Genomic DNA, 26,315 nt, shown 5'->3' with positions numbered 1-26,315 from the left:
GCGCACCCCGATTGAAGAAAACGATATTCCGGGCATCATTGCGCGCTTCCATAACCGTGAAGCAGAAAAAGATCGGAAACGGACAGAGCAATCGTTCTTTGTGCCGGTGGAAGAAATTCGTGAAAACGACTATGACCTTTCGATTAACAAGTATAAAGAGATTGAGTATGAAGAAGTGCAGTATGAAGCGCCGAGTATGATACTTGAAAGAGTGGAAGCGTTGGAAAAAGAGATTATGCAGGGATTACAAGAGTTGAAACAAATGATTAGAGGGTAGTGTGAAGTTCTATGAATTTTAGAACATATAAGTTAAAAGATATAGGTGAAGTAATTACAGGAAATACACCTAGTAAAAGTAATAGTGAGTTTTATGATTCAAAGGATGTTATGTTTATCAAACCCGATGATTTGTATATAGATAGAATAACAATGTTAAACGAATCGAAAGAGTACTTATCTAATAAAGGTGCTGAACATGCTCGCATTTTGCCACAAGGCAGTGTGTTAGTTACATGTATTGGAATTATAGGTAAAGTTGGTATACTAAAACAAGAAATGGCTGCATTTAATCAACAATTAAATGCTATTGTCCCTAATAAAAATATAGTCAATGAAAAGTACTTAGCTTATAAAATATGGAATGATAGAAAAAAACTTCAGCTTATAGCAAATGCACCTGTAGTTCCAATTATTAATAAAAGGCAATTTTCAGACTTCCAAATTGAGATACCTCCGATAGATTATCAACTCAAAGTTGTTGACGTTTTAGACAAGGCCCAAGAACTCATCGACAAACGAAAAGCACAAATAGAAGCGTTAGACCAATTAACGCAAAGTGTGTTTTTGGAGATGTTTGGGGATCAAGCAGCTGAAAAGGTACCATTGAGTAAGATTTGTGATATCAACCCCACCAAAAATGAAATAAGGGATATTAATGATGATTTAGAAGTATCATTTGTTCCAATGTCGAAGGTCTCTGAAAAAGGTGATATTGATTTAACTGAAACTCGTAAAGTAAAAGAAGTAAACAAGGGATTCACTTATTTTAAAGAAAATGACGTACTATTTGCAAAAATTACCCCGTGTATGGAAAATGGGAAGGGTGCAATCGCACGAAATTTAAGAAACGGAATTGGATTTGGATCGACAGAATTTCACGTATTAAGGCCTAAAGAAAATATAAGTAGTGAATGGCTATTTTATTTAACCTCTTTACCTGAATTTAGAACAGCTGCTGAGATGAGTATGACGGGAAGTGCCGGCCAAAAACGTGTACCTAAACAATTCTTCGACCAGTACAAAACGACGATACCAACAATAGACGATCAAAAAAGTTTTATTCAAATTATATACCATATACAGAAACAAAAAGAGGTATTCAAACAAAGTCTTCTAAAATTGCAAGATATGCAACAATCAATATTTCAACGTGCCTTCAAAGGCGAATTATTTACCGAAAAGGAAGAAGTGTCAGCTCTCTAATCCAAGGGGGGGATATGGGTGTCGAACTTTGATTTTTTGAAAGAGAAGAAGCAGTACCGGAGTTTTGCAAAGGCTTGCTTGGAGGCGGAGAAGGCGTTGGTGGTGAGTCCGGCGGTGAGTGCGATCCAGTCGCGGCGGGCGCTGGAACTGGCGGTGAAGTGGGTGTACCAGTATGATGGGGCGCTAAAAATCCCGTATCAGGATAATCTCTCCAGTTTGATCCATGACGCCAATTTTTTGGGGATTATCGATGAAGAACTGCTCCCTATGATGAAATATGTCGTCAAACTTGGCAATGTGTCCGTCCATACGAATGCGCCGGTGACCCGTGATGAGGCGGTGCTGTCCCTGCATCATCTCTACCAGTTTGTTTCCTGGATTGATTATTGCTACTCCGACACCTTTACGGCTGGTGATTTCGACGAATCATTGCTGCCTGTCGGCGAAGAGAAGCGGGTGCGTCCGGAAGAGCTGAAAGATTTGTATGAACAACTCAGCTCCAAAGACAAAAAACTTGAAGAACTGATGAAAGAAAACGAGGCATTGCGCCAAAAAACCGCTGAAAAACGTGAGCAAAACACGCAGGATTACGATTTCCATGTCGACGAGCTGAAGGAATTCGAAACACGGCTCAAATACATTGATCTTGACTTAAAACTGGCCGGCTGGGAATTCAACAAAGACATTGTACGTGAATATCCGGTCAGCGGGATGCCGAACCAGACCGGAAAAGGTTATGCCGATTACGTTTTATTCGGGGAAAACGGCAAGCCGCTCGCAGTGGTTGAAGCAAAGCGGACGTCAAAAGACGCGAAAATCGGCCGTCAGCAGGCAAAGCTGTATGCGGATTGCATAGAAAAGATGACAGGCACGCGCCCCGTCATCTTTTACACGAACGGATTTGAAACGTATATTTGGCACGAGCCTTATCCGCCGCGGAAAGTGTCGGGCTTTTACAATAAAGAGGAATTGAGCCTGCTTTTGAATCGCCGCGAGATGAAACGGCAGCTTAACAATATACGGGTGAACGACAACATCACAAACCGCTATTATCAAAAAGAAGCGATTCTCGCTGTTTGCAATGCGCTTTCCCGCAACCAGCGCAAAGCCCTGCTTGTTATGGCGACAGGAAGCGGGAAGACAAGAACTGCGATTTCCGTTGTCGATGTCCTTACGCGGCATAACTGGGTGAAAAATGTGCTGTTTTTGGCGGACCGGAAAACGCTGCTCAACCAGGCATATAAAAATTTTAATACTTTGCTGCCGAGCCTGACGTTGTGCAACCTGCTCGATAACAAAGATAACCCGGAAGAAGCACGGATGGTCTTTTCTACATACCCGACGATGATGAATGCGATCGACGAGGCAAGAAGGAAAGACGGTAAAAAGCTGTTTACGGTCGGCCATTTCGATCTCATCATCATTGATGAATCGCACCGGAGCATTTACAAAAAGTACCGCAGCATTTTTGACTATTTTGATGGAATCCTGCTCGGGCTGACAGCGACGCCGAAAGACGAGATCGACAAAAATACATATGAAGTATTCGGCCTTGAGAACGGTGTGCCGACTTTTGCCTATGAACTCGACCAGGCGGTAAAAGACGGGTACCTGGTTGATTACCGCACAATTGAAACGAAACTGAAATTCCTTGAAGAAGGCATCCGTTACGATGATTTATCGGATGAGGAAAAAGAAGCGTTTGAGGAAACATTTGAAGATGAAGAAAATGTAAAAGACATTGACAGTGCGGCGTTAAATGAATGGTTGTTTAATCAAAATACGATTGATACTGTATTAAAAAATCTCATGGAAAAAGGTCTTAAGGTGGAAGGCGGGGATAAGCTCGGGAAGACGATTATTTTTGCAAAAAACCACCACCACGCCGAAGTGATTGTCGATCGGTTTGATCATCTTTTTCCTGAGTATGGCGGCCATTTTGCCAAAGTCATTGATTACAGCGTGAAATACGTCCAAAGTTTGATCGATGATTTTTCCGACCGGCGTAAGCTTCCACAAATCGCCGTGTCTGTTGATATGCTCGATACCGGTGTCGATATTCCGGAGGCGGTCAATCTTGTCTTTTTCAAAAAAGTGCGCTCGAAATCGAAATTTTGGCAGATGATTGGCCGCGGGACAAGACTTTGCCCGGACCTGTTCGGGATCGGCCAGGATAAAACGCATTTCCTCATTTTTGACTACTGCGGGAACTTCGAATTTTTCCGGGAAAACCCGAAAGGCATGGAAGGGGAGGTCGGCAAAAGCCTTACCGAAAAACTGTTCAATGCAAAAGTTGACATCATCCGTGAATTGCAGGGGAGCGATTACCAAAAAGAAGCATATATTCGCCATCGCAACGATTTGGTGCAAGAAGCGGTGAAAAGCATCCTCGTGCTTGACCAGGAAAATTTCCGTGTCCGCCATCATTTGCAACAGGTGGAAAAATTCCGGAACCGCAGCAACTGGCAATCACTGTCCGTGCTTGATACAAATGAAATCAAGGAACACATTTCGCCGATTGTCATACCGATTGTGGAAGATGAGTTTGCGAAAAGGTTCGACCTGGTCATGTATACGATTGAGCTCGCGAAGCTGCAAATGAAAAATGCCACAAAACCAATCCGCAGCGTTGTGAAAACGGCGGAAGCATTGTCGAAGCTCGGCACGATTCCGCAAGTGCTTGAACAAAAGCCTGTGATTGACAAAGTACGGACTGAGGAGTTTTGGGAAAGCGCCGATCTGTTTGAACTCGATGCCGTCCGTGAAGCACTGCGCGATTTGATCAAATTTATCGAAAAAGAAACGCAGAAAATCTATTATACGAATTTCCAGGATGAAGTGCTGGAAGTGAAAGAAAACGGCCCAATGTACGAAGTGAACGATTTGCAAAGCTACAAGAAAAAGGTGCACCATTATTTGCAGGCGCATAAAGACCAGATTGCGATTTACAAACTAAACAATAATAAACCGCTGACCGCCGCTGATGTGGTGGCGCTCGAAAACATCTTGTGGAAAGAACTCGGCACGAAAGAAGATTACGAGAAAGATTTCGGCAATACGCCAATTACAAAACTGGTCCGCCAAATCGTCGGGCTTGACCCGAAAGCAGCCAATGCGGCATTTTCGGAATTCCTTTCTGAAGAGCGGCTGAATCTGAACCAGGTCCGTTTTGTCAAACTGATCGTTGATTATGTTGTGAAAAACGGTACGCTTGATAAAAAAGTGTTGCAGCAGGAACCGTTCAAAACCGTCGGCAGCATTGTCGAGATTTTTAAAGACAATATGGATGATGCCAGGAAAATTATCGGCATCATTGACACCATCAACCGGAACGCGGAGGAAATCGCCGGGGCATGAGCAAATAGGCGGATGGAAAGGGTGAAAAAACCTGTTCCAAAAAGCATGAAGAGTAATCGTTTTGCTTTTTCGCCTATAGATAGATGATCAAGAACCGGAGAAATCCATCATGATGGTGTCTTTCCGGTTCTTTTCCATTCTTTATATCAGTGGGCCAGTTTTAAAATGATTGTCCGCTTTGTTTGAGTGCGTCAATTTCCGGCGCTTTCTGATTCATGAAGGCGGTTGCGTTCGCTCCGGTCAGTTTTTTCTTTTTTAATTGGGGGCTGGTGGTATGCACTTCTGAACTCAGCAACATCTTGCTGTCCTTATGGCGGTTTTTTGCGGCAATCATTAGCGGGAACAGTCAAACAAGGCTGCCCGCAACAAAGGGGCAGCCTTGTTCCTAAACGCCGTATATCCGTTCTTTTTCTTTTGCAATTAATTTGATCAGGATTGGGCCCAAAATCAAGTAAATCACAAAGTTCCCTGCAGCATGGTAGCCATCAAAAAGCAGGCCGGCAAGGTAGTAAGTCCAAAACGCATACGGCCCGCCGATAAATAAATAATTCAATGAAACCATAAAGCCGAACAGAATGCCGGTAAATCCAGCATACAAACACAACACAATATGCGGGACTTTTTTGTAAAACTGTTTCTTGCCGAGCAGGCCGGAAAGCACGGCGACACTTCCCCAGGCAATAAACTGCATGATGGCAAAAAAACCCATGCCGAGAAACATGTCGGAACCGAAGACGGTTAAAAATGCAAGGGCCAGCCCGAAACGGATCCCGAATACGAATGAACTGCAAATAATGATGACGGTGCACGGCTGGACATTCGGAATCGAAGCCATAAAAATTCTTCCGGCGATGCTCAGTGCGGCCAGCACAGCGAGGAGGGCAATCTTTCTCGTTACCTGTGAAGCCGTTTTGGCCGATTTTCTGTTTTCAACCGGCTGTTTTTCCATTTGAAACATCTCCTATTCAGAATAGTACCATACGACCTGGTCGCCGGCTTTCAGTTTATACGTCCCCGCTGAATAATTCGGCTCCTTGCCGTTCACTTTATATTTCCAGCCGCTCATGCCGCCTTTATCCCCTTCATTCTGCCCGTCAATGCCTTTCACATAGGCGGTTGCACCAGATCCGGAGTAATCGAGGCTGATACCTTCCGCAGAAGCAGCGGTTTTTAACAGCGTAAAGGCGGTATCGCCGCTGTGGTATGCATATTTGCCGCTAAAAATGGTTCCTTTGTAGCCTTTAACCGTTAAAGAAACCGTTTCGGCTTTTTTTTCGGAAGATGCATTGGGGCTGCTGCCTGCGATGCTGCTTCCAGAATCTGATGAAAAAGCGCCGGATGACGTACTTTGGGTTGTGCTGACCGTTGTAGCCGTTTTTGAAGCCGGCGTTTCCCCGGTTTTGCTCTTAGTAGAAGATTTGCTGAGTGTATCATTGGAGCTGCCGGATTTGCTGTTTGCAGCACTTGGGTTGCTGTCTGATTTGGTTTTACTGCCACTGCTGCCGGCAGCGGTGCTTGTTTGCGCTGCATCCTCCGATTTGGCTGGGATGCTTGCAGTTTGTGTGGCCGCAGAATACGTTTTGACCGTTTTTGTTTCAGTATGGAAACCATCGATAAAAAACCAGGCGCCGAACGCGATCAAAAGCACCGCAACACTGTCAATGATGATACTTTTTAATTTCATTCCCGGTCACACCCCCAACAGCCTTTTCCGAATGACAAGCAGGATGACGCCTACACCGGTCGAAATGGAGCCGACCCAACCGTGCACAGGAGAGACGCCCGTTGTTTTTGTGGTCACCACTTTTTGGGGCTGCTGCTCTTTTTCTGCCGGTGCAGCTGAAGCCTTTGCAGTGGCTGCTTTTTTATCGGCATTCGAAGTTTTTTTCGTTTTTGCCGGCGTTTGTTTTGTGTCCACCGCCTTTTTGGTAATGGTGTTGTTTTTCGTGATGGTATTGGTTTTGGTGATCACTTCTTTTGTATTCTTTTCAATCACATTCGTGGCAGCCGCAGAATTGCCGGATGCTGTATTGGAACTTGATTGGCTTGCGGTATCCGTACTGCTGTTTCCTGATCCGGCTGATTTTGAAGCCGTATTGCCCGAATCCGGATTGCTGTTTCCGTTTTCCGTTGCGGCTGTGCTGCCCGTACTGCTTTTTTGCGTAAAATCGTACAGCGTATCTCCTTTTTGGAAAAGGTCATAGGCGACGAGTGCCTGAAGCACCTGTTCTGTGGAAAAGCTGTCGGAAGCATCGCTCGTTGCCATCCATTTGTAGCCCCCGTTTTTTGTATCCTTAAAAGTGCTGAGCATCGATACCGGATTTGTGCCGCTTTTTACAAAATCCCCTGTTGTAGGGTCAACATCAACGGAAGTCAGTCCTATAATGGCCTGGGCGGTGCTGCATGAATTAATACCCCAGTTGTCAAAGCCGGCATTGTCCTTTTCCGCCGCTTTTAAGTATTTAATGCCGTCCTGTATGGCATTTTTTACATCCTCATCATGCCTATCCTGATACGTCCCGAGAGCGGTCAGCACCATCCCGGTTGAATCCACATCCGAGGCCGTTGCGGACGGGCCCCAGCTCCAACCGCCGTCTGGAAGCTCTAAATCCACAAGTTTGGCTGCGATTTTTGCCGGCGTATTCGGCGCATCGCCCGGAATCGAATAATTATCCGTATTCAAGGCGATTAAATCGTAGGCGTAGCCGGTCGTAGTGCTTTCTTCCTTTGTTTCAAACACGCTTCTCACGAGATTTTTGCCTTCAAAATTTGCCGGATCCTCGCCGATCGCTTTTAAAGCAATGATCGTTTTGTCGAGTTCCGTTCCGGTTAATGTTTTGGAATTAACCCTTTCTTTTATAACGCTGCGGTACTGTTTGATTTCATTGGCTGTCAGCAGATTTTCCTTCGCCAATGCAGCCACCACAAAATCGGAATTTAATGCTGATGATTTAAAGTATGAAGCTGTATCCGCAATGTCTTTGCTTACCGAAACAGCCGCAAAACTATGTGACGGAACCGCGAAGGCCAAAACGAAGGCTATCCCCCAGATGAGTCCCCTCAACCTTTTTCCAACCATATCACTCTCTCCTTTCCATAAAAAAACCCTTGTACGCAGAGGTATACAAGGGCAGAAAAAATTTTTCGCCTATACCTCGTAGGCTCCAAATAAACCGACAGCTTGGGAGAAAGACCTGACTTAGGAAAAGTTTTTCCATCACAGTGGCGGGACCGTATAGGATTTTCACCTATTTCCATCGCCCAAGCCCGTATTTAAATGTCAATTACTAATTATAAGCCATCATTTTACTGTTGGAAAGAACATTTTCGGCTGCCGTTTCATTGACAAACGGCCGGCACTGTGCTAAATAATAGTATGTTAGCACTCTGGTGTTTTGAGTGCTAAAATCAGAACCGGAAACGATTTTTTACATATAAAGGGGAGATCGATGTGGCGGTAAAAGAATTTAAAGCGGAATCGAAAAGGCTTTTGGACATGATGATCCACTCGATTTACACACAAAAAGAAATTTTCCTGCGGGAATTGATTTCAAACGCCAGCGACGCGATCGATAAAATTTATTACAAAGCCCTGACCGATGAAAATTTAACGTTTGATAAAGACAACTATTATATTAAAATTACCCCGGACAAAGAAAACCGGACTTTGACGGTTTCCGATACCGGGATCGGCATGACAGAAGAAGAACTCGAAAATAACCTTGGCACGATTGCACAAAGCGGTTCGCTCGCGTTTAAAAATGAAAATGAAAGCAAAGACGGGTATGATTTGATCGGCCAATTCGGCGTCGGTTTCTACTCCGCATTCATGGTTGCCGATGAAATTACGGTCATTTCGAAAGCAGTGGGAAGTAGCCAGGCCTATAAATGGCAGTCGAAAGGCGCGGAAGGCTATACGATCGAGCCGTGCGAAAAAGACGGCTACGGCACCGATATTATTTTGAAACTGAAAGAGAATACGGAAGACGAAGATTACGATCAGTTTTTGGAAGAGTATCGGCTGAAGGCGCTTGTAAAAAAATATTCTGATTTCATCCGCTACCCGATCAAAATGGATGTGACAGAAAGGCGCCTGAAAGAAGGCAGCGACAACGAGTATGAGGAAGTGAAAGAAGAACAGACTCTCAACAGCATGGTGCCGATTTGGCGCAAAAACAAAAACGAGCTGACAGACGAAGATTACGAGAATTTTTACATGGAAAAGCATTACGGCTTTGATAAACCGGTGAAACATATCCATATTAAAGTTGACGGGGCTGTGCGTTACAACGCGATTCTTTACATCCCGGAAAAAATTCCGTTTGATTACTATACGCCGGAATACGAAAAAGGCCTTGAACTGTATTCGAACGGCGTTTTGATTATGGAAAAATGCCCGGATTTGCTGCCGGATTATTTCAGCTTTGTCAAAGGGATGGTCGATTCGGAAGACCTTTCCCTGAATATTTCGCGGGAAATGCTGCAGCATGACCGCCAGCTGAAACTGATCGCGAAAAATATTAAAAACAAGATCAAACGCGAGCTGGCCAATCTCCTGAAGGAAAACCGGGAACAGTACGAAGCGTTTTATAAATCTTTCGGCCGCCAGCTGAAGTTCGGCGTGTACAATGAATTTGGCGCCCATAAGGAAGATTTGCAGGATCTGTTGATGTTCTATTCGTCAAAAGAAAAGAAACTTGTGACGCTCGATGAATACGTCAGCCGCATGCCGGACGGCCAGAAATACATTTATTATGCAACCGGCGAATCGATTAACCGGATTGAAAAAATGCCGCAGACTGAACTTGTCGCCGACAAAGGGTATGAAATCCTCTATTTCACGGAAGATATCGATGAGTTTGCGATTAAAATGCTCATGAATTACAAAGAAAAAGAATTCAGATCGGTATCAAGCGGCGACCTCGGTTTTGAAGAGGAAGACAAAAAAGAAACGGAAGCGGAAGAAAAAGAAAACAAAGATCTCTTTGATTTCATGAAAAAGGCTTTGAACGGCAAGGTGAAAGATGTGCGCGCATCGCACCGGTTAAAATCGCACCCGGTCTGCTTCACAACGGACGGCGAAGTGTCGATTGAAATGGAAAAAGTGCTGAACGCGATGCCGAACGGGCAAAACATTAAAGCCGACAAAGTGCTCGAAATCAACGTCCACCACGATGTGTTCCGCGCCTTAAAAGAAGTATTTGAAAACGATAAAGACAAATGCACGCTTTATACAAACCTGCTGTACAACCAGGCGCGGCTGATTGAAGGACTCGATATTGAAGATCCGGTCGCATTCACGAATGATATTTGCAAACTAATGGTGTAAAGTTGTAAAAGGCTTTATCCCATACAGGGGGTAGGGCCTTTTTATTTTTGCGTGATATTTTTTGAAAAAACACTTGCCGAACCTTATGATTTATTGTATATTTATAACATATTATTCATAAATATTAATTTTGCGATGTGCACAACACGGCATAGAACAGCAGGGGGATATTCCAAATGAAAGAACAACTCAGGCAGCATCTGAAACAAATAGAGTCGAAGCTTTGGGAAATGAGCGATACCTTATACCACCATCCGGAACTCGGCGACCAGGAATACAATTCAATGAAACTGCTCACAGACTTCCTTGAAGTCCATGGTTTTACGGTAGAAAAAGGGATCGTGGACAGGCCGACCGCATTCAAAGCGGTATATGACAGCCAAAAAGAGGGGCCGGCAATTGCGTTTCTGTCGGAATACGATGCGCTTCCCGGTGTCGGTCACGGCTGCGGCCACAATATGATCGGTACGATGAGCGCGGGCGCCGGCGTACTTTTAAGCAAAGTGATCGATGAGATCGGCGGACGCGTGGTTGTCCTTGGTACGCCGGCCGAAGAAACGAACGGTGCTAAAGTCCCGATGGCGGAACAGGGTATTTTCAATGATATTGACGCTGCCATGATCTTACATCCGGCCGATGAGTCCTATGAAAGCGGAGAATCGCTTGCCATGGATGCAATCCAGTTTGATTTCCGCGGCAAATCGGCGCACGCGGCTTCTAATCCGGAAGACGGCATCAACGCGCTTGATGCGGCGATCCAATTGTTTAACGGCGTAAATGCGCTCCGCCAGCATGTCACTTCCGATGTCCGCATCCATGGCATTATTAAAGAAGGCGGGATTGCCGCAAATATCGTGCCGGATAAAGCGGTAGCCCAATTTTATGTGCGCGCCAAAGACCGTGTATATTTAAACGAAGTGGTCGAAAAGGTGAAAAATATTGCAAAAGGTGCGGCTATGATGACGGGCGCCAAAGTGCATATTTCAAACTACGAATTAAGCTACGACAATATGGTGACAAACGAAACGTTGTCCAATTTGTTCACGAAAAACCTTTTAACAACAAAGGTAAAAGAAGTAAAGAAACCAAGGTCATCTTACGGTTCGATCGATATGGGCAATGTCAGCCATGTCGTGCCGGCCATTCACCCGTATATCGGCCTGGATTCCCCGGGCCTTGTCGCCCATACGAAGGAATTTGCCGATACGACGATTACGGACAATTCCCACCAGGTTTTATCGAGCGGGGCATTGGCCTTGGCGATGACCGGTTATGACCTGATTACCGACAAAGAAATCTTTGAAAACATGAAGCGTGAATTTGAAGAAAAGGTCAAAAACAAAATGCCAGTGAAAAGCTGACCAAACTGACAATATTTTAAAATATTTTTTTTGAATAAATATCTTCTCAAATATTCCACATCGTGTTAAAATTCATTTTGTTGAATAAAAATGCTTCGCAAGTTTGATACTTTCATAGGGGGAAAAATTGTGAAAAAGATCGTTTTAGGCATCGCACTTGTATTTGCAATGGTGATTACGACAGCTTGCGGCCAATCAAGCAGCGGAAACACCGCCAACAAAAAAGAAAAGGTATTGGTCATGGGCACATCAGCCGACTTTGCCCCGTTTGAAACAAGGGATACTTCCGGGAAAATTGTCGGTTTTGATATTGATCTGGCTAACTATATTGCAAAAGAATTAGGATATAAATTGGAAATTAAAGATATGAAATTTGACGGTTTAATTGGCGCCCTGCAATCGAAGCGGGTGGATATGGTGCTTTCCGGGATGTCCGCCACGAAAGAACGCGCCAAAAACGTTGATTTCTCCACGCAGTACCACCATTCAGGGGAAATGTTCGTGACATTGAAAGGTTCAAACATCAAGAAGCTGGAAGATATTAAGGGCAAAACCGTCGGCGTCCAATTGGGCACCATCCAGGAAGAAGGCGCTGATAAGCTGAAGAAAACGTACAATTTTAATGTCAAAAAACTCGATAACTCGACAAACTTAGTTGAAGAACTGCTTTCTAAGCGCATTCAAGTCGCCTATTTGGATAAATCCGTTGCGGAAGGTTATATTAAAAAGCAAAATCTGGCCGGCTTTGATGATCCGACTTCCAGTTCGCCGGGCATGGCTGTTGCTTTCCCGAAAGGCAGCAAATTGACGGCAAAAGTCAACAAAGTGTTGGCAAAAGCTGAAAAGAACGGTAAACTTGCTGAATTGAAAAAGAAATGGAAAATTGACCAACAGTAATTGCATGCAGGCGCCTTGCTGAGCAGGGCGCTGTTTTTTCAAGAAGTTCATTAAACTAACAAGGTGAGGTGTAAGGCATGAATTTGGATTTCAGCCAAATTGTGCCTTATATTCCTTTTATGTTAAAAGGAATATGGGTAACATTAAAATTTGTTTTCTTTGCGATTCTTTTCGGTTTTGTACTCGGGACGGTTTTCGCATTGTTTAAAATATCCCGTATCAAAACATTAAAATGGATCGGTGATATTTATACATCGATTTTTCGCGGCACGCCATTGATTGTTCAATTGATGCTCATATATTTTGCAATCCCGCAGCTGACCGGGTATGATATCAAGCCGTTTCTTTCGGCCATTTTGGCGTTCGGCCTGAACTCGGCTGCTTATGTGTCGGAAATCATCCGTGCCGGGATCCAGGCAGTGGACAAGGGCCAGACAGAAGCCGCCCAGGCGCTAGGGGTTCCGTACTATTTAATGATGAAAGATTTGATCCTGCCGCAGGCGATGAAAAATATTCTGCCTGCACTGATGAATGAATTCATTTCCTTGACAAAAGAGTCTGCCCTTGTTTCCACTATTGGTTATTTGGACCTGATGCGCCGCGCCCAGGTTGTCGGAGCACAAATTTACCGCAACTTTGAACCGCTCCTGTTTGTAGCCGTCATTTATTGGGTGCTTGTCTTTATCTTGACGGTGCTCGGCAGACAGCTGGAAAGGAAGATGAAATACAGTGATTAAAGTGGAACATCTCTATAAACAATTCGGCCATAACGAAGTCCTGAAAGATATTTCCACACATGTAGACAAAGGGGAAGTTGTTGCTGTCATCGGCCCGTCCGGATCCGGCAAATCCACTTTTCTGCGGTGCCTCAATTTTTTGGAAGAGCCGACAAAAGGCAGGATTTGGATCGACGGGGAAGAAATTACAGATAAGAAAATCAATATTATGAAAGTGCGCTCAGAAATTGGTATGGTTTTCCAACATTTTTATCTTTTTCCACATAAAACGGTTCTGGAAAACCTGACCTATGCTCCAATGAAAGTCAAAAAAATGAAACGCCAGGATGCAGAGGCCAAGGCAAGGGAACTTTTGGCAAAAGTCGGCCTGACGGAAAAAGAAGGGGCGTATCCAAATAACCTTTCCGGGGGGCAGAAACAGCGGGTGGCAATTGCCCGCGCACTGGCAATGGAGCCAAAGCTGATGTTGTTTGACGAGCCGACTTCCGCTCTTGACCCGGAAATGGTAAAAGAAGTATTAAACGTGATGAAAGACTTGGCCCAGACCGGCATGACCATGATGATCGTCACGCACGAAATGGGTTTTGCCCGAGAAGTGGCCGACCGCATTATTTTCATTGATGGCGGGAAAATTTTAGAAGAAGGCACCCCTGAAGCATTTTTTAGCCATCCAAAGACAACCCGGGCACAGGACTTTTTGGATAAGGTATTGTAAAAAAGGCAGCCGCTATTTTTCTCGGCTGCTTTTTTTAGCACTTCCTCTTAAGTTCTGCTTTGATAAAACCAATCAGAGATTTGATATAAGTGTTTTCATTGATGCGATGAAAGACAAATGCCAATTAAATATTGAAACAAGTGTCTTTCATAAGTAACAAGGCGAAACAAGTTCGTCCTGTGATTGTGCTTTTAATCGTAAATGCCACGGAAAGCCAGCATCACTATTTTGCGGCTCTTTTCACAGCTGCCTGTAATTCGAGCTCAACATTCCCCTGAATGGCGCGGCTGATCATGCATGATTTTTCTGCTTTTTCGGCCAGAGTGTACGCCAGCCGGATGTCCTTGTCGGTTGCGTCCGGTTTCAGCACAATTTCAGGGCGGTGGATCATTTTTTTATACGTAAATACACCATTGGTTACATCCACAATGCCTTCCGATTCCATCGTCAGCTGTTCTTTCTCCAAGTGGCTGCGCTCCATCATGGCCGCGAGCGTAATGATATAGCAGGTTGCCGCAGCCCCCAGGAGCATTTCATCAGGATTTGTCCCGACGCCGGGGCCGTCCATCTCCGGGGGTATAGAAATCTTCGCCACCAAATTTCCACAATCAATTGTGCCCACATCATTTCGCAGGCCGGGCCAGTCTGCCTTTAAATGAAAGTGGTGTACTGCCATTTGCTATTCCTCCAACCGATTTTCTATGAAAATTGCCGGCATTTTTTTAAAAGGCGGCGGCCGGCATTATGATTTATTTATGCTTTCTGCAACCGCCGTTTTTCTTTCCATTTTCGCCTTTTTTCCGTGCACGGCATAATAAATGGAAATGCCCGCGACAATCCAGCCTGCAACCGCAAGATAAAGGAAGCGGAAACTCATGAATCCGGCCGCGATCCCAAGCAGGTAAGGCCCCGCGCCGCTTGCCAGATCAATAAAAATGAAAAATGTCGACGTTGCCAGCGCTTTTTGGTGCGGCGGTGAAAGTTTGATGGCAATGGCTTGGAAACACGACTGCACGGTGCCGTAACCGATTCCGATCAGTGCGCCTGCCGCAAGCAGCATCCAACCGCTGTGCGCCTGGCTGAGCAGGAGAAAACCGGTTGTTAAACAAATCAAAAGCGGGTAAATAACAAAATTTTCCCCGTGCTCATCGAACCATCTGCCTGTAAACGGCCGCGTTAATATGAGTGCTGCTGCATAGACGATAAAGAAATAACTGGCGGCATTCACCAAGTGGATGTCTTTTGCATAAAGGGACAAAAAAGAAAGGAGGCTGGAATAGGCGAGCGTGACCGCGAAAGCCGCTACTGAAACCGGCAGCGCGGCCGGTTCGAAAAAATTTCTTACTTGAAAACGAGCCATTTCTTTTAACTGCTGCTCGGTCAAGTCCGCTTTCGGAACGGTTAAAAATACAGCAGAGATCAGATCGATCAGTGCAATGATGCTTGCCGCCAACATGATCATATGAAAATCGGCGATTCTCATGATAAACATGCCTAAAAATGGGCCGATTGCCATTGCCAAATTCATGCTCGTCGCATAATAGCCGGTGCCTTCGCCGCGGCGCTCATTCGGAATGATGTCGGCAACAATCGCGCCCGCCGCCGTTGTGATTGCGCCGTGCATCGCCCCCTGGATAAACCGTAGCACCATCAAAAATGCGAGGCTGTCCGCTTGGAAATGGAGCACCATGACCACGAAGAACACAATCAAAGATCCGACAAGCACCCGCTTACGCCCAATTCTGTCCAAATATTTTCCTGCAAATAATCTCGCGACTAACGAAGCCAGGACGAATATTCCTGCTGCCAGCCCGGCCATGCTTTGGCTTGCGTGATAGGCGGTTGTCACATACATAGCAACGCTTGTCATTAATAAATAAAACACGACATGCGTAAAAAAATTTGTGGATGAAACCATAATAAAGTCTTTCGTCCACAATTTCGGTTTGTCCATAAAAAGTAAATCCCCTCTTTTCCTGTTTGCCATCGTGCAAAAATCGGTAATTCCATTATAAGGCTTCATCGAAAGAATATTCAATGCATTTCTATACCAGAAATAATGGGTGCAATCGTTGCGACTCTTGTGGCACTCAGATTATACTTTGAATAATAAAAAATTCATACTAAGAATTTAACAAAAAGAGGATCCACTCTGAGGGAAGAAATAGAAGACGAGGCCGTCAAGCGATGAACGACCCTTTTCAGTTTTAACATTGTTTCCCCCGGGACCATTTCCAGGCAAAATAGACTTAAATAGGGGGCAAATAGAGTGGCACATTTACTGGTAAAAATGGAAACGCGCATGCAAAAAGCAAGGAAATATTTTTCGGAACAAAGTTTTTGGGAAAAACTGAAGAAATTTGCCCAAAAAGCCGGCATAAACGTGCCGTTCTACTTCTTTATTATACGCTGCAAAAACCGGACGTCCCGAAAAAAGCAAAAGCGACCATTATTGGCGCGCTCGGGTATTTTATTCTGCCAACCGATCTATTTCCGGATATTTTGCCGGCAGGGTTCACGGATGACCTTGGCGCCCTCGGCCTTGCGCTGATCCAGGTGGCTATGTATATTGATGACAATGTGAAAGCCGAGGCAAAAGGTAAACTGAAACAATGGTTTGGAGAGTTGGTGCATACATCGAAAATTGACCAAAAGTTATGAATCCCGCAGCATATTCCTGCCGGGGTTTTTAAATTGTAAAACAGAAATAATTTTGTTATTATAAAATAATAATATATTAATAATTTTTATAAATATAATTCTTTTTGAAAATGGAGGTGACCATGTTGGATTATCAGTTATTCCCGGAAGGCGACTGCGCAGTCCTGATTGAAGCGGGAAAAGAAATCAGCCTTGAAAACCACAGGAAAGTGCAAACGATCGTTTCATTATTGGAAAACCATTTTCCCAAGTGGATGATTGAATATATTCCCGCTTATACAACAGTCACCGTCCTATATGACCCGTTCAAAATTTATAAGCAAACCTCAGAAAACCCGTACATATATGTTTCAAGGTATTTAACACAACTGCTGGAGAAAGAGTCTGCAGCGCCCCTCCGAAAACCTCGTGTCATCGATATCCCGGTCTGCTACGGCGGCGAATTCGGGCCTGATCTGGAATATGTTGCCCGTGTAAACCGCCTCACTCCTGAAGAAGTCATCCACATCCATGCATCCGGCGACTATACGGTTTATATGATTGGATTTGCACCGGGTTTTCCTTATATTGGGGGGATGCCGGAAGAGATCGCAGCCCCGAGAAAAAAGACGCCGCGCTTGAGGATCCCGGAAAGATCCGTTGGCATTGCTGGCAAACAAACCGGCATTTACCCGATCGAAACGCCGGGCGGCTGGCAGATCATCGGGCGCACCCCGTTAAAATTATTCCTGCCGGAAAAAGACAGCCCAAGCTTGCTCAATGCAGGGGATAAGATCCGTTTTCAGCCGGTCAGTGCCGAGGAATATAAAGAGCTGGAGATGATGCCGTCATGATCAAGGTCATCAAACCGGGCATGCTGACAACGATACAAGACTTGGGGAGAACGGGTTACCAAAAATTTGGGGTTGTGCAAAGCGGTGCCATGGATCCTTTTGCACACCGCATCGCTAACCTGCTCGTCGGTAACCCGGAAAACGAGGCTGCAATCGAAATCACGGTAACGGGGCCGGTTCTCGAGTTCCAAACAGATGCGCTGATCGCCATCTGCGGCGGCCGTTTCCATGCCTATCTGAACGGCAAACCGATCGGGCTTTGGCGTCCGGTAAGGGTTGAGAATGGAAGCGAACTGCGGATCAAACAGGCGGAAACCGGCTGCCGGGCTTATTTGGCGGTGGCCGGCGGTTTTTCGGTCCCAACTGTGTTAAAAAGCAAATCGACATACTTGCGGGCCAGGATCGGCGGTTTTCAAGGCCGGACCCTGAAGGCGGGGGACGAGATCCAAGTCGGAATGCCAGGGGAATTATCAAAACAGCTCCAGTCATTATTCGAAGATGGTTCTCTGCAGGCAAGCTGGTCAGTTTCCAAAACCATTATGCCGGATTACGGCACGTTTCCAACCATCCGGGTAATAAAAGGGCGGCATGCCGAATTATTTACGGATGAAAGCATACAGGAATTTTTCCGGAAGCCGTACCGTATCTCCCGCGATTCCGACCGGATGGGCTACCGGTTGGAAGGGCCGGGGCTGGAGTTCAAAAGGGCACAGGAAATGTTGTCGGAAAGCGTCTGTTTCGGTACGGTCCAAGTGCCGTCCGGCGGGCAGCCGATTGTCCTATTGGCGGACCGGCAAACGACCGGCGGGTATTCGAAAATCGCACAAATTGCAGCGGTGGACCTTCCGCTGATGGCGCAGCTGAAGCTGGGGGACAAGGTCAGATTTCAAGAAATTTCGCTGGAGGAAGCCCAGGCACTTTATATAGATAGGGAAAAACAAATCCGCCTGCTGAAAAAATCGATTTTCTATCAGGAAAAAAGGAGGGGCACCCATGCCAAGCATTGATTTGAATTGCGATATGGGAGAAAGTTTTGGCGCATATACGATTGGATGCGATAAGGAAATCCTTGATTTGATTACATCGGCAAACATTGCGTGTGGGTTCCATGCCGGTGACCCTGCCGTCATGCGGAAAACCGTCCGCATGGCGCTTGAAAAAGGAATTGGGATCGGCGCACATCCCGGGCTTCCGGACCTCGCCGGGTTCGGGCGCAGAAACATGCAGATTTCTGCGCAGGAAGCATACGATATGACCGTCTATCAAATCGGCGCCTTGGCTGCATTTGCGAAAGCGGAAGGCGGGACAATCCAGCACGTCAAACCGCACGGCGCCCTTTACAACATGGCGGCAAAAGATCGGGAGCTCGCACAAGCCATTGCCAAAGCAGTATATGACGTTGATCCCGAAATCATCCTGTTCGGTCTGGCCGGATCGGAACTCGTGAAAGCCGGCACGAAAACCGGCCTGAAGACAGCAAGTGAAGTGTTTGCCGACAGGACCTATCAACGTGACGGCTCGCTGACGCCGAGGCGTGAACCCGGCGCGTTGATCGAAAACCGCGAAACCGCCGCAGACCAAGTGATCCGGATGATCAAAGAAGGCAGCGTCACATCCGTACAAGGGGAGGATGTCCGTGTCCAGGCCGATACGATCTGCATCCACGGCGACGGCCAACAGGCCCTTGTTTTTGCGAAGTTTATCCGGCAGTCACTGGAGCACGAAGGAATCAAAATAGAAAAAATCAGCAATTTTTTATAAAGCGTGTATAAAGGAGTGAATGGGTTTGGCTTTAATCGGTGTCGCACTCATTATCATTGGTTTTGCGCTCAGATTCAATCCGCTTGTCGTGGTAACCGTTTCCGGCCTTGCCACCGGACTGATCGTGGGTCTTCCGCTTAAAGAACTGATCACACAGTTCGGAGAAGCTTTTACAACTAACCGTTATATGTCAATTTTAATTGTTACCCTGCCGGTCATCGGTCTTTTGGAAAGAAGTGGGCTGCAAAACCAGTCAAAACATCTTGTTTCAAAAATCAAGGCGGCATCAGCTGGGAAAATATTGACCTTTTATCTGCTGATCCGTGAGATTGCCGCTGCCCTTGGGTTAAACAGCCTCGGTGGCCATCCGCAGACGGTGCGCCCACTCATTGCGCCGATGGCTGAAGGGGCGGCGGAGGCAAAATACGGTGAAGTGCCGGAAAAAGACCGGGAAGAGATCCGTGCCCAGGCTGCTGCTGCTGACAATATCGGCTTGTTTTTCGGTGAAGACATTTTTGTCGCAGTTGGTGCGATTCTTTTAATGAAAGGATTTTTTGACCAGAATGGGATAAAAGCAGATCCGATTTTCATGGCGCTTTGGGGCCTTCCGACAGCGATTTTTGTGTTTATCGTCCATTCTATCCGTCTCCGCCTGTTTGACCGGAAACTGGACCGCAAGCTTGGGAACCCGGGTAGAGGAAAAATGGATAGTGAGGTTGTGAGAAAATGATCATTTCAACGGAATGGATTTACATCGCCATGGGGATCGTTTGCCTCTTCTGTTCTTTCTATACGTTTTTTGACAAAACGAACAAAAGGCGCATCCTATCCGGCCTGTTTTATTTTATTTACGCCATTACATTGCTGTTTGGAAAAATCATCCCGCCATTTTACATCGGTCTAATGGTGCTGGCAATGGTAGTCATCGTGGCATTCGGTGGCCTGCAAAAAGGCGGATACGGTGAGACGGCGCCGGATGAGCTTGAAGCCCGACGCAAGCGTTTAGGGAACTGGCTTTTTCTGCCGGCATTATTGATCCCGATTCTAACTGTACTGGGCTCAAAACTGCTGGTGAATGTAAAAATCGGTTCCCGGCTGCTGCTTGACCCTTCAAACCCTACGCTTGTTGCCCTTGGGGTTGCATGTATCATTGCGATCCTCACGGCGATGTTATTGACGAAAAGCCGGCCTCAAACCGCATTCAAAGAATCGCGGCGCCTTTTGGAAGCAATCGGCTGGGCTGTTGTCCTGCCGCAGCTTTTGGCAACGCTCGGTACCATTTTTACAAAAGCAGGGGTCGGCACAGTCGTTTCGAAACTTATTACAAAAGTAACCCCAGAAAATTCGGTTTTCTGGATCGTGTTCGTTTTCTGTGTCGGCATGGCGTTGTTTACGATGATCATGGGCAATGCGTTTGCTGCTTTTCCGGTGATGGCGGCGGGGATCGCCATCCCGTTTTTGATTAAACGGTTTGGTGCCAATGCGGACCAGATTGCCGCGATTTCGATGTTTGCCGGCTACTGCGGCACGCTCATGACCCCGATGGCAGCCAATTTCAATATCGTGCCGGCTGTTTTGCTTGATTTAAAAGATAAAAATCATGTCATTCGTGTGCAGCTCCCGACCGCGTTAATGACGCTCGCGTTTAATATTATCCTGATGTATCTTTTAGTCAGATAGGAGGAGAGGAAAATGGGGAAAAAAGTGCTTTTAACAGGTTTTGAGCCTTTCGGGGGGGATAAACTCAACCCTGCGCTTGAAGCGATTAAACAGTTGGACGGAAGAAACATTGAAGGCATCCGGATTGTTACGCAGCAGGTGCCGACTGTTTTTTATGAATCGATTCGGACTGTAACAGAAGCGATTGACCGCCATCAGCCTGATGTGGTCATATGCGTCGGGCAGGCAGGCGGGAGGGCGCAAATCACGCCGGAGCGCGTCGCAATTAATATCGATGACGCCCGTATCCCGGATAACAAACAGCAGCAGCCGGTCGATGTTCCGATTGAAGCGGACGGGCCGGCGGCATACTGGTCCACCCTTCCGATTAAAATGATTGTCAGCCGGCTGCGGGAAGCAGGGATACCTTCAGCAGTCTCAAATTCCGCCGGGACGTTTGTGTGCAACCATCTTTTTTACGGTGTCCTGCATTATTTAGAAAAAAACAAAAAAAAGGTTCGCGCAGGCTTCATCCATATCCCGTACATCCCGGAACAAACGACGGAAAACGGAGATCCGAGCATGGCCCTTGATACAATCGTGAAAGCTTTGGAAATTGTCGCGGTGGTCTCCGCCACAACAGAAAAAGACATTGCGGAAACCGGCGGGGCGCTGCATTGATGTGAGGCGGAAGGCTGCGGCTTTCCGCTTTAAAATTGTTGACACTTTCACAAAATCATTTATAATGTATAATGTAATCGATTACCGAAATCGCTGATTGATTCAATGGGATCGTGACTGTTCGGCAGGCGAAACCCTGACATGTGCGTCCAGCTCGCCATGTTACGGGTTTCTTTTTTTCGGCGCCAGTCAGGCTTTAAGATGGTGCATATCGAAAAGAGATGGTACTGGCAAATTGATTTCTCTATTGGTTGACAGCGATGGATTAAAATTATAAAAATAGATGTGATGCTAGTAAAAATGTACCGGTGCGGATTTCTTTTCCGTTCCTGATTGTGGCATATCTATCTAAAGGGCGATTGCGATGAAAATCAAAAAAAGTATTAAATAACAATGTAGTTGTATCAACTAACGAATTAAACCAGGAAGTTGTTGTAATGGGGAGAGGATTGGCTTTTCAGAAAAAAGCGGGAGACACGATTAACCATGAGAAAGTTGAAAAAACGTTTGTGCTGGAGAACCATGCGATATCTGCAAAACTCTCCAAATTGTTGCAGGATATTCCGACCCAATATTTAAATATCTCTGCAAAAATATTGGAGTATGCCAAATCCCAACTTCCGTATTCGTTAGATGAATATTTATATATCGCTTTGACTGACCATATCAGTTTTGCCATTAGCAGGCATAAACAAGGGATTGATTTAAAAAATCCGCTTTTATGGGAAATCCGGAAATATTATAAACAAGAGTTTGAAGTCGCATTAAAAGCGCTTCAAATTATCAAAGAAGATACGGGTGTTGCGCTTGGGGAAGATGAGGCGGCGGCGATTGCACTGCATCTGGTCAACAGCCAGCTGTCAGGGGAAAATATGTCATCCGCTGTTCAAATTACCGAGATGGTCAATACGATATTGAATATTGTAAAATATCATTTTAAGATGGAACTGGATGAGGGTTCAGTAAATTATGAACGGTTTTTAACCCATCTCCGCTACTTCGCCATCCGGTTTATTCAGAAAGAAAAACTCGAAGAGACGATGGAACCCTTTTTCATTGAACAAATCAGGCGTAAATATCCTGATGCCTATGCCTGCACAGAAAAAATTGCTGTCTATTTAGAGCATGACTTTAATTGGTCACTCACCAATGACGAAAAAGTTTATTTAACGGTTCATATCCATCGTGTAACAAACCGGAATAAAACAATAAAATAATTTTAAGAAAAGTGTTGACAAAATATGAAAGCGCACGCTATATTATAAACGTAAACTTCATATGAAGATTTCTATTAGGATTGTTACTGGTAAAGCAGGCAAAACCTAAACCGTTTACACATAGAGGCAGACGTGTCTCCTGCGTGTTTTCGGTTTAGGTTTTTTATTTGAAAAAAAGTTTAATATAATTGAAAAAATATGAGGTGATTATAATGAGCCATGAAAAAACTGGCAAAAGATATTTTGGCTCTCGTTGGCGGAAAGGAAAACATTAACAACGTTTTCCACTGTGTCACACGGCTTCGGTTTAAATTAAAAGATGAATCCATTGCAAAAACGGAAGAACTCAAAGACTTGGATGGTGTGGTAACCGTCATGAAAAGCGGCGGCCAGTACCAGGTCGTAATTGGAAACCATGTGCCTGATGTGTACGCAACGCTCCTGAAAGTCGGCAACATCAGCGCAACCGAAGGCCAGGATGCTGGCGGGGAAAAAGAAAAAGTAGGGCCGCTTTCTGCATTCATTGATATGATTTCAGGCGTATTCACTCCTGTTCTAGGCGTATTGGCTGCAACCGGGATGATCAAAGGTGTAGCTGCATTAATTCTCGCGCTTCACTGGGTTTCATCCACATCCGGGACTTATAACCTGCTGAACTATGCCGGTGACGGATTGTTCACATTCCTGCCGATCTTCCTTGGCTACACGGCAATGAAAAAATTCGGCGGCACGCCATTTGTCGGCATGGCACTAGCCGCAGCGCTTTGCCACCCGTCGTTGTCCACTTTGTCTTCCGGGAAAGCGCTTTATACGTTATTTAGCGGCAGTTTGTTTGAATCACAAATTCATGTAACATTCTTAGGCATTCCGGTTATTTTAATGACGTACACATCATCGGTTATTCCAATTATCGTCGCATCGTATTTTACAGCTAAATTGGAAAATGGCCTCAAAAAAGTGATTCCGGACGTTGTCAAAACATTTGTCGTCCCGTTCTTAACGATCATGATCATGGTACCGCTCACATTCCTTGTCATTGGCCCGATTTCGACATGGGCTGGACAATTGCTCGGTGCAGCAACCATTTGGCTCTACCATTTAAGCCCGGCTGTTGCAGGTATTTTGATTGGCGGTTTATGGCAAGTGTTCGTTATGTTCGGCCTCCAGTGGGGACTTATTCCAATTGCAATGAACAACCTGGCTACTTTGAAATATGATCCGATTTTAGCAACATCTGTCATGGTTTGTTTTTCACAAATCGGCGCAGTACTGGCCGTTATGCTGAGAACGAAAAACAAAGGTTTGAAAGCCCTCACGATTCCAGCGTTCATTTCAGGGATTTTCGGGGTAACCGAACCGGCCATTTACGGGGTAACATTACCGCTTAAAAAACCATTCATCATGAGCTGTATCGGCGGTGCAGTCGGCGGCGGCATTATCGGTGCGCTGGGCGGAAAATTGTGGATGCTCGGCGGCTTGGGCGTATTCGTCATTCCGGCTTTTATCAAACCGGGTTCAGGGCTTGACCTTGCATTCTGGAGCTCCATCATCGCACTTGTTGCAAGCTTTATCATCGGTTTCATTTTGACCTTTGCATTCGGATTTAAAGACAAAGAAGAAAAAACAACGAAAGCAGTCCAGCCAAATGAAAGCCGTGTACTGGAAGTGAAAAGCCCGTTGAACGGGAAAACCATTCCGTTAACTGCTGTGAAAGATGCAGCATTTTCAAGCGAAGCAATGGGGAAAGGGATTGCCATTGAGCCGTCTGAAGGGAAAGTGTACTCACCGGTAAATGGCATTGTTACAACACTTTTCAAAACACGGCATGCGATTGGGATTACTTCTGAAGACGGCGCCGAAATTTTAATCCACGTCGGAATGGATACCGTTGAACTGGACGGGAAATATTTTGAAGCACGTGTAAATCAAGGCGATGTGGTAAAAGCAGGAGATCTGCTCGTCGAATTTGATATGGAAAAAATTAAAGAAGCAGGATACGAAGTGGTAACACCGGTTATTATTACCAACACGCCGGACTACTTGGATGTGATCCCAGCACAAAACAGCAAAATTTCCATTCATGACACGGCTTTAACAGTGTTAGTGTAAACATCACTGCCACGGCGGCATCCCCGTGGCAGTCCCAATGAAATATTAAAATCTTGAGTAAAAGGGTGATTCAACATGGCAAAACGATTTCCTGAAGGATTTTTATGGGGCGGGGCAACCGCTGCAAACCAAATCGAAGGCGCTTACCGCGAAGGCGGAAAAGGGCTGAATATTCCGGACGTGCTGCCTGGCGGGAAAGTGCGCTTAAAAGTCATTACAGAACCGGGTTTTAACTTCGAAATTGACAATGAAAAATACACTTATCCAAACCATGAGGCGATAGATTTTTATCATCGCTACAAAGAAGACATTGCGCTGTTTGCCGAAATGGGATTTAAAGCATTCCGCATGTCGATTGCCTGGTCCCGCATTTTCCCGAACGGCGATGAAACTGTGCCAAACGAAGAAGGACTGGCATTTTATGACCGCGTATTTGATGAACTGCATAAATACGGGATTGAGCCGGTTGTTACAATTTCTCACTATGAAATGCCGCTTCACTTGGTAAAAGAATACGGTGGCTGGCGCGACCGCAGGGTTGTAGAGTTTTTTGAAAGATATGCAACCGCGCTTTTCAACCGTTACAAAGATAAAGTAAAATACTGGATGACATTTAACGAAATCAACAGCGGCCTGCATATGCCGATCATGGGGCTGGGCTTTGCGATTCAGGAAGAACGTGACCGCTACCAGCCTACTTTCCAGGCTTACCATCATCAATTCGTTGCAAGTGCAAAAGCGGTAATAGCCTGCCATAAAATCATCCCGGATGCTAAAATAGGGTGCATGATTGTGTATACGCCAACCTATGCTTTTGATTGCAACCCGGAAAATGTCATGTATGCCCTGCAGGAAGAGCGTTTGTTCAACTACTTCTGCGGCGATGTACAAGTGCGCGGCGCCTACCCTGCTTTCATGAAACGCTATTTTAAAGAACATAACATTCAGCTGGAAATGGAGCCGGGCGACCTCGAACTGTTAAAAGAAGGAAAAGTGGATTATGTGGCATTCAGCTATTACATGTCGCGCACGGAGAAAAAAGATAAGAAACCGGAAGACGTTGGGGAAGGCAATATTCTCGGCGGGATTAAAAATCCATTCTTAAAAGCAAGTGAGTGGGGATGGGAAATTGACCCAATCGGCTTGCGGGTATCTTTGAACCAATTATACGACCGTTACCAAGTACCGTTGTTTGTTGTGGAAAACGGCCTGGGCGCTTACGATAAAGTGGAAGAAGACGGTTCTATTCAAGATGATTACAGGATTGATTATCTCCGCTCGCATATTCAGGAGATGGGCGAAGCCATTGAAGATGGTGTTGAGCTGATGGGCTATACCTCCTGGGGCTGCATCGACCTCGTCAGTGCTTCGACCGGAGAAATGTCAAAAAGGTACGGTTATATCTATGTCGACAAGCATGACGACGGAAGCGGCACACTTGAACGGAAAAAGAAAAAATCGTTCTACTGGTATAAAGACGTCATTGCAACGAACGGAGAAAAACTGTAATAAATGA

The 26,315-nt window shown here is 45.5% G+C and carries 22 protein-coding genes, 2 pseudogenes and 1 riboswitch; of the genes and pseudogenes, 18 read left to right on the top strand and 6 right to left on the bottom strand.

All coding sequences use genetic code 11. The features are described from left to right. The 3 genes from BpJC4_RS11155 to BpJC4_RS11145 form a co-directional block, all read left to right on the top strand. Window positions 1-277, top strand: a 277-nt coding sequence (locus tag BpJC4_RS11155) for an N-6 DNA methylase (RefSeq protein ID WP_151697911.1), incomplete at its 5' end; no start/stop codon positions are given. Between the two features lie 11 nt (window positions 278-288). Then, window positions 289-1,482 (top strand): restriction endonuclease subunit S, encoded by a 1,194-nt coding sequence (locus tag BpJC4_RS11150; protein WP_151697910.1) that lies wholly within the window; start codon window positions 289-291, stop codon window positions 1,480-1,482. An 18-nt stretch (window positions 1,483-1,500) separates the two neighbouring features. Continuing rightward, on the top strand, window positions 1,501-4,839 hold the full coding sequence (locus BpJC4_RS11145; RefSeq protein ID WP_253724315.1) for a DEAD/DEAH box helicase family protein: 3,339 nt from the start codon (window positions 1,501-1,503) through the stop codon (window positions 4,837-4,839). Between the two features lie 160 nt (window positions 4,840-4,999). Here the strand turns inward: BpJC4_RS11145 and BpJC4_RS16170 are convergent, their stop codons facing one another. Genes BpJC4_RS16170 through BpJC4_RS11130 form a run of 4 tightly spaced genes read right to left on the bottom strand, consistent with a single transcriptional unit; the run spans window position 5,000 to window position 7,918 of the window. Beyond that, window positions 5,000-5,173: a hypothetical protein gene (locus tag BpJC4_RS16170; protein ID WP_172967558.1), complete on the bottom strand. Its 174-nt coding sequence runs from the start codon at window positions 5,171-5,173 to the stop codon at window positions 5,000-5,002. Between the two features lie 51 nt (window positions 5,174-5,224). Continuing rightward, window positions 5,225-5,788 carry an ECF transporter S component gene (locus BpJC4_RS11140; RefSeq protein ID WP_151680649.1) on the bottom strand — a complete coding sequence of 188 codons (564 nt, stop codon included), beginning with the start codon at window positions 5,786-5,788 and terminating at the stop codon, window positions 5,225-5,227. A gap of 12 nt (window positions 5,789-5,800) precedes the next feature. Next, a complete protein-coding gene (locus BpJC4_RS11135) occupies window positions 5,801-6,523 on the bottom strand; it encodes a DUF4430 domain-containing protein (RefSeq protein ID WP_151697908.1) in 723 nt (240 codons plus the stop codon). 6 nt (window positions 6,524-6,529) lie between these two features. Beyond that, the gene (locus BpJC4_RS11130; RefSeq protein WP_151680647.1) at window positions 6,530-7,918 is read right to left on the bottom strand and encodes a prenyltransferase/squalene oxidase repeat-containing protein; all 1,389 of its coding nucleotides are present in this window, start codon (window positions 7,916-7,918) and stop codon (window positions 6,530-6,532) included. Between the two features lie 56 nt (window positions 7,919-7,974). Then, window positions 7,975-8,122, bottom strand: a riboswitch (adenosylcobalamin (AdoCbl) riboswitch). 168 nt (window positions 8,123-8,290) lie between these two features. On the opposite strand from BpJC4_RS11130, the gene htpG reads away from it, so the two are divergent. From htpG to BpJC4_RS11105, 5 genes are all read left to right on the top strand, one after another. Continuing rightward, window positions 8,291-10,168: a molecular chaperone HtpG gene (gene htpG, locus BpJC4_RS11125; protein WP_151697907.1), complete on the top strand. Its 1,878-nt coding sequence runs from the start codon at window positions 8,291-8,293 to the stop codon at window positions 10,166-10,168. A 176-nt stretch (window positions 10,169-10,344) separates the two neighbouring features. Further along, window positions 10,345-11,529, top strand: coding sequence for a M20 family metallopeptidase (locus BpJC4_RS11120; RefSeq protein WP_151680645.1), 1,185 nt, complete (start codon window positions 10,345-10,347; stop codon window positions 11,527-11,529). A gap of 90 nt (window positions 11,530-11,619) precedes the next feature. Further along, entirely contained in the window at window positions 11,620-12,426 is an 807-nt protein-coding gene (locus BpJC4_RS11115; RefSeq protein WP_443098245.1) for a transporter substrate-binding domain-containing protein, read from the top strand. A gap of 77 nt (window positions 12,427-12,503) precedes the next feature. After that, the gene (locus tag BpJC4_RS11110; protein ID WP_151680643.1) at window positions 12,504-13,163 is read left to right on the top strand and encodes an amino acid ABC transporter permease; all 660 of its coding nucleotides are present in this window, start codon (window positions 12,504-12,506) and stop codon (window positions 13,161-13,163) included. Further along, window positions 13,156-13,878, top strand: a complete 723-nt coding sequence (locus tag BpJC4_RS11105; RefSeq protein ID WP_151680642.1) for an amino acid ABC transporter ATP-binding protein — start codon at window positions 13,156-13,158, stop codon at window positions 13,876-13,878. Before BpJC4_RS11110 ends, BpJC4_RS11105 begins: the two co-directional genes overlap by 8 nt. 223 nt (window positions 13,879-14,101) lie before the next feature. On the opposite strand, the gene BpJC4_RS11100 is transcribed toward BpJC4_RS11105, so the two are convergent. Both BpJC4_RS11100 and BpJC4_RS11095 read right to left on the bottom strand, forming a co-directional pair. Next, the gene (locus BpJC4_RS11100; RefSeq protein WP_151680641.1) at window positions 14,102-14,554 is read right to left on the bottom strand and encodes an OsmC family protein; all 453 of its coding nucleotides are present in this window, start codon (window positions 14,552-14,554) and stop codon (window positions 14,102-14,104) included. A gap of 66 nt (window positions 14,555-14,620) precedes the next feature. After that, on the bottom strand, window positions 14,621-15,832 hold the full coding sequence (locus BpJC4_RS11095; protein WP_151680640.1) for an MFS transporter: 1,212 nt from the start codon (window positions 15,830-15,832) through the stop codon (window positions 14,621-14,623). A 336-nt stretch (window positions 15,833-16,168) separates the two neighbouring features. Here BpJC4_RS11095 and BpJC4_RS11090 point away from each other — a divergent pair. From BpJC4_RS11090 to BpJC4_RS11045, 10 genes and pseudogenes are all read left to right on the top strand, one after another. Next, a pseudogene (locus tag BpJC4_RS11090) lies at window positions 16,169-16,539 on the top strand (YkvA family protein). Window positions 16,540-16,664: 125 nt separating this feature from the next. Continuing rightward, on the top strand, window positions 16,665-17,372 hold the full coding sequence (gene pxpB / locus BpJC4_RS11085; RefSeq protein WP_151680639.1) for a 5-oxoprolinase subunit PxpB: 708 nt from the start codon (window positions 16,665-16,667) through the stop codon (window positions 17,370-17,372). After that, on the top strand, window positions 17,369-18,379 hold the full coding sequence (locus BpJC4_RS11080) for a 5-oxoprolinase subunit C family protein (protein WP_151697906.1): 1,011 nt from the start codon (window positions 17,369-17,371) through the stop codon (window positions 18,377-18,379). The genes pxpB and BpJC4_RS11080 overlap by 4 nt, the downstream gene beginning before the upstream one ends. Beyond that, window positions 18,366-19,133 carry a LamB/YcsF family protein gene (locus BpJC4_RS11075; RefSeq protein WP_151680637.1) on the top strand — a complete coding sequence of 256 codons (768 nt, stop codon included), beginning with the start codon at window positions 18,366-18,368 and terminating at the stop codon, window positions 19,131-19,133. The genes BpJC4_RS11080 and BpJC4_RS11075 overlap by 14 nt, the downstream gene beginning before the upstream one ends. A 25-nt stretch (window positions 19,134-19,158) precedes the next feature. Further along, window positions 19,159-19,863: a DUF969 domain-containing protein gene (locus BpJC4_RS11070; protein ID WP_151680636.1), complete on the top strand. Its 705-nt coding sequence runs from the start codon at window positions 19,159-19,161 to the stop codon at window positions 19,861-19,863. After that, on the top strand, window positions 19,860-20,813 hold the full coding sequence (locus tag BpJC4_RS11065; RefSeq protein WP_151697905.1) for a DUF979 domain-containing protein: 954 nt from the start codon (window positions 19,860-19,862) through the stop codon (window positions 20,811-20,813). Before BpJC4_RS11070 ends, BpJC4_RS11065 begins: the two co-directional genes overlap by 4 nt. Before the next feature lie 12 nt (window positions 20,814-20,825). Then, the gene (pcp, locus tag BpJC4_RS11060) at window positions 20,826-21,473 is read left to right on the top strand and encodes a pyroglutamyl-peptidase I (RefSeq protein WP_151680634.1); all 648 of its coding nucleotides are present in this window, start codon (window positions 20,826-20,828) and stop codon (window positions 21,471-21,473) included. 377 nt (window positions 21,474-21,850) lie between these two features. Next, a pseudogene (licT, locus tag BpJC4_RS11055) lies at window positions 21,851-22,690 on the top strand (BglG family transcription antiterminator LicT); the annotation flags it as partial. Between the two features lie 219 nt (window positions 22,691-22,909). Further along, window positions 22,910-24,799 carry a beta-glucoside-specific PTS transporter subunit IIABC gene (locus BpJC4_RS11050; RefSeq protein WP_151697904.1) on the top strand — a complete coding sequence of 630 codons (1,890 nt, stop codon included), beginning with the start codon at window positions 22,910-22,912 and terminating at the stop codon, window positions 24,797-24,799. A 75-nt stretch (window positions 24,800-24,874) separates the two neighbouring features. After that, window positions 24,875-26,308 (top strand): glycoside hydrolase family 1 protein, encoded by a 1,434-nt coding sequence (locus BpJC4_RS11045; RefSeq protein WP_151697903.1) that lies wholly within the window; start codon window positions 24,875-24,877, stop codon window positions 26,306-26,308. Window positions 26,309-26,315 lie beyond the last annotated feature (7 nt).

The organism is Weizmannia acidilactici, from assembly GCF_008974185.1.
In the GTDB taxonomy this organism is placed as follows: domain Bacteria; phylum Bacillota; class Bacilli; order Bacillales; family Bacillaceae_C; genus Weizmannia; species Weizmannia acidilactici.
This window is presented reverse-complemented; position numbering and strand designations above follow the sequence as displayed.

What these genes read in the sequence shown, in the direction of transcription:
- BpJC4_RS11065 (WP_151697905.1), top strand. Translation starts at nt 19,860, where the DNA reads ATGATCATTTCAACGGAATGGATTTACATCGCCATGGGGATCGTTTGC.
- BpJC4_RS11050 (WP_151697904.1), top strand. Translation starts at nt 22,910, where the DNA reads ATGAAAAAACTGGCAAAAGATATTTTGGCTCTCGTTGGCGGAAAGGAA.
- BpJC4_RS16170 (WP_172967558.1), bottom strand. Translation starts at nt 5,173, where the DNA reads ATGATTGCCGCAAAAAACCGCCATAAGGACAGCAAGATGTTGCTGAGT.
- BpJC4_RS11130 (WP_151680647.1), bottom strand. Translation starts at nt 7,918, where the DNA reads ATGGTTGGAAAAAGGTTGAGGGGACTCATCTGGGGGATAGCCTTCGTT.
- BpJC4_RS11080 (WP_151697906.1), top strand. Translation starts at nt 17,369, where the DNA reads ATGATCAAGGTCATCAAACCGGGCATGCTGACAACGATACAAGACTTG.
- BpJC4_RS11045 (WP_151697903.1), top strand. Translation starts at nt 24,875, where the DNA reads ATGGCAAAACGATTTCCTGAAGGATTTTTATGGGGCGGGGCAACCGCT.
- pcp (WP_151680634.1), top strand. Translation starts at nt 20,826, where the DNA reads ATGGGGAAAAAAGTGCTTTTAACAGGTTTTGAGCCTTTCGGGGGGGAT.
- BpJC4_RS11135 (WP_151697908.1), bottom strand. Translation starts at nt 6,523, where the DNA reads ATGAAATTAAAAAGTATCATCATTGACAGTGTTGCGGTGCTTTTGATC.
- BpJC4_RS11115 (WP_443098245.1), top strand. Translation starts at nt 11,620, where the DNA reads ATGCTTCGCAAGTTTGATACTTTCATAGGGGGAAAAATTGTGAAAAAG.
- BpJC4_RS11100 (WP_151680641.1), bottom strand. Translation starts at nt 14,554, where the DNA reads ATGGCAGTACACCACTTTCATTTAAAGGCAGACTGGCCCGGCCTGCGA.
- BpJC4_RS11120 (WP_151680645.1), top strand. Translation starts at nt 10,345, where the DNA reads ATGAAAGAACAACTCAGGCAGCATCTGAAACAAATAGAGTCGAAGCTT.
- BpJC4_RS11075 (WP_151680637.1), top strand. Translation starts at nt 18,366, where the DNA reads ATGCCAAGCATTGATTTGAATTGCGATATGGGAGAAAGTTTTGGCGCA.
- BpJC4_RS11095 (WP_151680640.1), bottom strand. Translation starts at nt 15,832, where the DNA reads ATGGACAAACCGAAATTGTGGACGAAAGACTTTATTATGGTTTCATCC.
- BpJC4_RS11140 (WP_151680649.1), bottom strand. Translation starts at nt 5,788, where the DNA reads ATGGAAAAACAGCCGGTTGAAAACAGAAAATCGGCCAAAACGGCTTCA.
- BpJC4_RS11150 (WP_151697910.1), top strand. Translation starts at nt 289, where the DNA reads ATGAATTTTAGAACATATAAGTTAAAAGATATAGGTGAAGTAATTACA.
- BpJC4_RS11110 (WP_151680643.1), top strand. Translation starts at nt 12,504, where the DNA reads ATGAATTTGGATTTCAGCCAAATTGTGCCTTATATTCCTTTTATGTTA.